The organism is uncultured Catenibacterium sp. (assembly GCF_900540665.1).
GTDB lineage: Bacteria > Bacillota_I > Bacilli_A > Erysipelotrichales > Coprobacillaceae > Catenibacterium.
This window is the reverse complement of sequence record NZ_UQGV01000101.1, coordinates 1-5,828: the sequence shown is the minus strand read 5'-3', so window position 1 is coordinate 5,828 and position 5,828 is coordinate 1. Positions and strand designations below refer to the sequence as shown.

General features: G+C 34.9%; 7 protein-coding genes. 6 read left to right on the top strand and 1 reads right to left on the bottom strand.

All coding sequences use genetic code 11. The annotated features are described in order from the left end of the window. Positions 1-51 precede the first annotated feature (51 nt). Genes QZQ55_RS10370 through QZQ55_RS10345 form a run of 6 tightly spaced genes read left to right on the top strand, consistent with a single transcriptional unit; the run spans position 52 to position 4,801 of the window. The gene (locus QZQ55_RS10370) at positions 52-1,086 is read left to right on the top strand and encodes an SIS domain-containing protein (RefSeq protein WP_295093080.1); all 1,035 of its coding nucleotides are present in this window, start codon (positions 52-54) and stop codon (positions 1,084-1,086) included. A gap of 9 nt (positions 1,087-1,095) precedes the next feature. Continuing rightward, positions 1,096-1,533 (top strand): PTS sugar transporter subunit IIA, encoded by a 438-nt coding sequence (locus QZQ55_RS10365; RefSeq protein WP_187012725.1) that lies wholly within the window; start codon positions 1,096-1,098, stop codon positions 1,531-1,533. Between the two features lie 14 nt (positions 1,534-1,547). After that, positions 1,548-2,036, top strand: a complete 489-nt coding sequence (locus QZQ55_RS10360) for a PTS sugar transporter subunit IIB (protein WP_055233950.1) — start codon at positions 1,548-1,550, stop codon at positions 2,034-2,036. A 14-nt stretch (positions 2,037-2,050) separates the two neighbouring features. After that, a complete protein-coding gene (locus QZQ55_RS10355; protein WP_295093079.1) occupies positions 2,051-2,848 on the top strand; it encodes a PTS sugar transporter subunit IIC in 798 nt (265 codons plus the stop codon). Then, positions 2,848-3,687, top strand: a complete 840-nt coding sequence (locus QZQ55_RS10350; protein ID WP_286181774.1) for a PTS system mannose/fructose/sorbose family transporter subunit IID — start codon at positions 2,848-2,850, stop codon at positions 3,685-3,687. The genes QZQ55_RS10355 and QZQ55_RS10350 overlap by 1 nt, the downstream gene beginning before the upstream one ends. A gap of 13 nt (positions 3,688-3,700) precedes the next feature. Beyond that, positions 3,701-4,801 carry an SIS domain-containing protein gene (locus tag QZQ55_RS10345; protein ID WP_295093077.1) on the top strand — a complete coding sequence of 367 codons (1,101 nt, stop codon included), beginning with the start codon at positions 3,701-3,703 and terminating at the stop codon, positions 4,799-4,801. Positions 4,802-4,839: 38 nt separating this feature from the next. Here the strand turns inward: QZQ55_RS10345 and QZQ55_RS10340 are convergent, their stop codons facing one another. Beyond that, positions 4,840-5,562 (bottom strand): GntR family transcriptional regulator, encoded by a 723-nt coding sequence (locus tag QZQ55_RS10340; protein WP_295093075.1) that lies wholly within the window; start codon positions 5,560-5,562, stop codon positions 4,840-4,842. Positions 5,563-5,828: the final 266 nt, after the last annotated feature.

Sequence of the window (5,828 nt, the reverse complement as noted above, 5' to 3'; positions counted from 1 at the left end):
GATTTTAAAATCAAAGAGGTTTTTGGTATTTAGTCGCTTAACTTAATACCATTGGTTAGAGATATCATTTCTAACCACGAAGAAATCTTTCATGATGCTGTAGAGTACTTCTTCGAAGGCGACTATGAGCAGATCTATGTGATAGGATCTGGTACATCTTATCATTCTGCATTAGCTGCCAAGAGATTAATGGAAAAAGTACTAAAGATGAAAGTATTTGCTTCATATCCTATTGTATTTAAGGATGAACAGATTTTCAACAAAAAAACATTGGTTATGGGACTCTCTCATGCAGGTATGTCAGCTTCTACTATTGCTGGGCTAGATAAAGCTAAGGAATGTGGATTCGGTACAATTGCGATGACTGCAGAAAGAGGCAGACCAGTAGAGCATCATGGAGATGTTAAACTGTATGTTGAAATCGGTGAAGAAAAAGCAGGACCAAAAACAAAGGGATATATTGGTTCTATTGTTACTTTTATGATTTTTGCATTAAAGGTAGCCTTAAAACAGGGAAAGATTACTCAGGAAGAATTTGAAGATTATCTAAATAGAATGCAGGCAGCAGCAGATACGATTCCAGATATTGCGGAAGCCGCAAGCAACTGGTACTTGAACAATAAGGAAGATTTACTAAAGTGCCGTCGCTTATATGTTATTGGTTATGATAATTGTCTTGCTGATATGATGGAAGGTACATTAAAGATCTGCGAAGCAGTGAGATATAGTGTACAGGGATTCGAATTAGAAGAATTCATGCATGGTATTTATCACTGTATTGATGAAAACACATATATGCTTTATGTATGTTCTAAAGGTCAGTACTACGACAGAATCTTGCGTTTAAAACGTTATTTTGAGGAAGAGAGACATAGTCATAATTTCTTGATTACACATGAGGATACAAATAATCCTAAGGATTTAGTATTCCCATTTACAGATGATGAAGAATTTGCGGTATTACAGTATATTATTCCAATGCAGGTTCTTGCTAGAAAACTTTCATTAGACTTAGGAATTGATTGTAATATTCCGAGTGACCCTCAGTTCCATTTCAAGATGAATAGTTATTTAAAAGAAGGATAGGTGATTTACATGACAAACATGATTCTCTTCTCACACGGAAAACTCGCAAATGGTGTAGCTGATTCCTGTCAGCTTATTATTGGTAGCCATCAATTCAAGACACTTAATGTTTTGCTTGATCAGCCAGTGCAGGAAATAGAAGACAGCCTTGATAATCTTATTGATTCCTTCGAAACTCAGGAACCTATTATTATCGTAACTGATATTCCAGGGGGAAGCACAACTCAGACTGCAATTAAGCAAATTGAAAAGAGAGATAATATTTATGTTGTGACAGGTATGAATCTTGGACTTGTCATGAGCTTATCTTTCTTAAATCTTACTTCAAATAAAGAAAATAACAGAAGAGTTATTAATGAAGCGATTGAAGAAACTAAAAACGGAATGTATCTCGTAGAAGATATGTTTAACACAATGGATGAAATTACTGATGATGGTGATTTATAAAGGAGGATATGACAATGATTCAGGTATTAAGAGTAGATGACAGATTATTACATGGACAGGTAGCGGTAGCTTGGACACGTCATTATAAGGTGGATGTAATCTTAGTTGCGAATGATCATCTTATTACAGATAAGAATATGCAGGTTGCATTCAAACTAGCAACTCCTGCTGGTGTAACACTTTCGATGAAATCTTTACAGGGTGCTGTAAATGTTATTAATAATCCTAAACATGCCTCAAGAAGAATTCTTGTTATTACTAAAGACTTAGATGATGCTAAGTTTGTTTGTGAAAAAACAGGTACAGAAATCAAGGATATCCTTCTTGGTGGTTTAAGAAATGGTGAAGGAAAGAAAAATATTGAAATGAACTCATATATGAGTGCACATGATATCGAAGTCATGGATGAACTTGAAAATGATGGATTCCATGTATTCATGCAGGCAGTTCCTACATCAAAAGCATTAAGTACTGAAGAAATTAGAAGAAACTTTAATAAATAGAAAGGGGTAACCTTATGAGTATAGTACAAGCATTACTACTTGGTTTACTAGGTGGTATTGGAATTTGGGATAGTAGAGTTGGCGGAATGTGGATGATTGACCGTCCATTAGTATTAGGTCCACTAGTTGGATTGATTTTAGGTGATTTTACAACAGGTATTATTGTTGGCGGTTCATTAGAATTAATTATGATGGGTGTTGTAGGTATTGGTTCTGCTACACCTCCAGATACAGTGTCTGGTGCAATCTTAGCAACAGCATTTGCGATTGTTTCTAAGCTCGATGTTTCTGCAGCAGTTGCTCTTGCGTTACCAATCGCTTCTTTAGGACAAGTTGTTGGTATTCTTGTAAGAACAGCTAACGGATTCTTTATTCATATGGCTGATAAAGCAGCTGAAGAAGGAGACTTTGGTGGTATTGACAGAGCTCTATGGGGTGGGGCATTCCTATTCTTTATTGCTTACTTCTTACTTGTATTCTTAGGTGCATACTTAGGTTCATCTGTAATCAGCACATTTGTAAAGATGATTCCAAAGTTTGTGACAAATGGTTTAAATGCAGCAAGTGGTATGCTTCCTGCACTAGGTATCGCAATTCTTATGCAGTTATTATTTGATAAGAAGAATGTAGCATTCTTCTTCATTGGTTGGGCATTAACAGCTTTACTTTCAGTGAATACTGTAGGTACTGCCGTTATTGGTACAGCTATCGCATATACAATTTATCAGTATACAATCTCAAATAGAAAAAATAATGTGGCTGTTGCAGTTGAAACAGATGAATTATCTGATGATCTAGGAGGCGAATTATAATGGAAAACAAAGAATTAAACACTCAGGATACAGTGATGACACCTGATGTGTATAAGAAAACATTCTGGCGTACATTCCCATTACAGGCTTGTTTCTGTTTTGAAAGAATGCAGAACGTAGGCTTTGCATATATGATGGTTCCCGCTTTAAAGAAGCTTTATACAGATAAGAAAGATATTTCAGATGCTCTAAAGAGACATTTAGCTATCTTTAATACAACTCCAGCAGTTGTTAGTTTTATTGCTGGTGCGTCTATCGCAATGGAAGAAAAGTTCAAAAAAGCAAAAGATAATGGTGAAGAAGTAGATGAAGAATCAATCAACGCTGTTAAGACTGCTTTAATGGGCCCTCTTGCAGGTATTGGTGATTCATTCTTTTGGGGAACATTCAGAATCATTGGTGCTGGTATTGGTACAAGCTTAGCGGCTAAGGGAAGTATCTTAGGTGCTATTCTATTCTTGCTTATTTATAATATTCCTCATCTTCTTGTTCGTTATTATGGATTAAAGATGGGTTATAAGAGTGGTGTTGGTTTCTTAGCGAGCATGAATGAAGGCGGTGTAGTTGCAGTATTAACTGAAGTGGCTAAAGTGCTTGGCTTATTAGTAGTTGGTTCTATGTGTGCTTCTATGGTGTCTATTTCTACACCATTCGTGTTCCATTTAAATGGTACAAAGATTGTTTTGCAGGAAGTATTTGATGGTATTATTAAAGGCTTCTTGCCTTTAGGATTTACATTTATTGTTTATACTTTATTAGAGAAAGGAATGAAGAGTACAACTTTACTTTGGGGTATTTTGATTCTTGGTATTGTTTGCTCTTTCTTTGGTATTTTATAAAATGGCTTCAAATATGTATAACTATATATGTGAAACACCGGAAGTGTTAACACATATTATTGATAACAGAAAAGAAATTACTCATGAATTCGTAGAAGAATTCAAAGATAAAGATATTGAACAGATTTATGTTATTGGATCAGGTACTTCATATCATGCGGGACTCTCAGCAAAGAACTATTTAGAAGAAGTATTAAACCTTAAAGTGTTCTGCATGTATCCTACACAGTTTCATAGAAGTGAAAAAGTCTTTAATAAGAAGACTTTGGTTATTGGCATGTCACAGGGTGGACAGAGTTTATCTACTGTAGAAGGTTTAGATGCCGCTACAGCACAGGGACTCTATACTGCGGCAGTATCAGAAAATCCTACTGCGCTTGTATTTGATCATGCAACAACTAAGACAAGAATTGAAGTAGGTAATGAAAAATGTGGTGCCAAGACTAAAGGCTATGCTGGTACTACTGTTACTTTAATGATGATGCTTTCAGAATGGGCTATCGCAAAAGGTATTCTTTCTGAAGAGTCATTTGAAGGCTACAAGGAAAGAATGTTTAAAGTTATTGGCAATATGCCAAACATTATAGATGCAGCTACAGAATGGTATGGAAGAATTAAAGATGAATTCTTACCAGCTAAAAGAATTATTGTAGTAGGCTATGATGGAAACTATGCTGATGTTTTAGAAGGTGCATTAAAGGTACTTGAAACAGTAAGACAAGGTGTAACAGGATATGATATTGAAGAATTCTTCCATGGCATTTATAACTCTATTACTGAAAGTGCTCATATCTTCTATCTTGGCTCTAAGGGTGATTATAAGCCTCGTACTTTAAAACTTATTGAAATCCTTAAAGAGTGGACACCACATAATTACTTAATTGCTTCACCAGAAGGTGTAGATGCACCAACTAATGAGGATTGTATCGTTCCGTTCACAGAAGATCCTCTCTTCTCTCCATGGGAATATATCATTCCTATGCAGGTATTGGCGTGTCTTGCTCCTCAGGATTTAGGTATCAATCCAGATATCCCAAAAGATCCTCAGTTCCATGCGCGTATTGGCAGTAAAAAACTAGATGGTGTCAGAGACGCTTATAAAACTGAAAAATAGAAAAAAGTTATGGCAATCATGATTCGCCATAACTTTTTTTACTCATCAAATACAGTTTTAAGACTATATGTATATTGATCTCCTCTATAATAAGTAGAAATATACTCGAAAGGACGTCCATCGGATAAAAATGTTACGTGTTCACTTTTGAATAAAGCAACTTGATCTACTTGTAGTAGTTCTTTCTGCTTATCAGTAGGAAGGACTGCAGAATATTCTGCATCAATACCATCAATGCTATATCCAAGCTTATTGATATACTTATATAAGGAACCTTCCAATATCTGTATATCTATAGTAGGGATAATAGAAGCAGATAGATAAGTATAACTGATAGCGATAGGAATACCGTCACCTGTTCGAACACGTACAAAGTAATGGATGAAATCATCATCCTTCAGTTTAAGTGCGTGTTTAACATGAGGAACTTCTTTGCCCTTCACTAGCTTATATTCTATAAGTTTAGAGCCAGGAACTTTACCTGTCGCAATCATATCATCTGAAAAGCTGCCGTTTGTGCCTAGTTGTAGGTTCTTTATAACACGGTGTTCTTTCACGAATGATCCTTTACCTGCTATGCGTTCGATTAGGTTCTTTTCACATAATCTAGAAATTGCTTTGTTAACTGTCATACGAGAAGTGTTATAAAGTTCACATAATTCTTTTTCTGTAGGAATCTGATTTCCTGATTTTAATGTTTCGTCCTTAATCTGATTTTCTATATCGGACATAATCTTCACATAAATTGGTTGTTTTGCCATAATTAATTACCTCATGACTATTATAACTGAAATAAAATGTATATACAAATGTAAGATTAAAAAATGATATAAAACAGTGAATAGTCATAAATGAGCTAAATAAGACATATAAACTACTTTGTAAAATTAGGTTATAAATAATTTAAAATTAAAAAACAAAGCATACAAGGGCCAAAAATGCGATGCATAATAAATGTCTGAAAAATATTAAAAAAAACACTTTACAAGCACCGGTATTTTAGGTATTATAGACAGGCAGTCCGGGA

Coding starts and splice junctions, on each gene's coding strand:
- QZQ55_RS10365 (WP_187012725.1), top strand. CDS start 1,096: ATGACAAACATGATTCTCTTCTCACACGGAAAACTCGCAAATGGTGTA.
- QZQ55_RS10360 (WP_055233950.1), top strand. CDS start 1,548: ATGATTCAGGTATTAAGAGTAGATGACAGATTATTACATGGACAGGTA.
- QZQ55_RS10355 (WP_295093079.1), top strand. CDS start 2,051: ATGAGTATAGTACAAGCATTACTACTTGGTTTACTAGGTGGTATTGGA.
- QZQ55_RS10350 (WP_286181774.1), top strand. CDS start 2,848: ATGGAAAACAAAGAATTAAACACTCAGGATACAGTGATGACACCTGAT.
- QZQ55_RS10345 (WP_295093077.1), top strand. CDS start 3,701: ATGTATAACTATATATGTGAAACACCGGAAGTGTTAACACATATTATT.
- QZQ55_RS10340 (WP_295093075.1), bottom strand. CDS start 5,562: ATGGCAAAACAACCAATTTATGTGAAGATTATGTCCGATATAGAAAAT.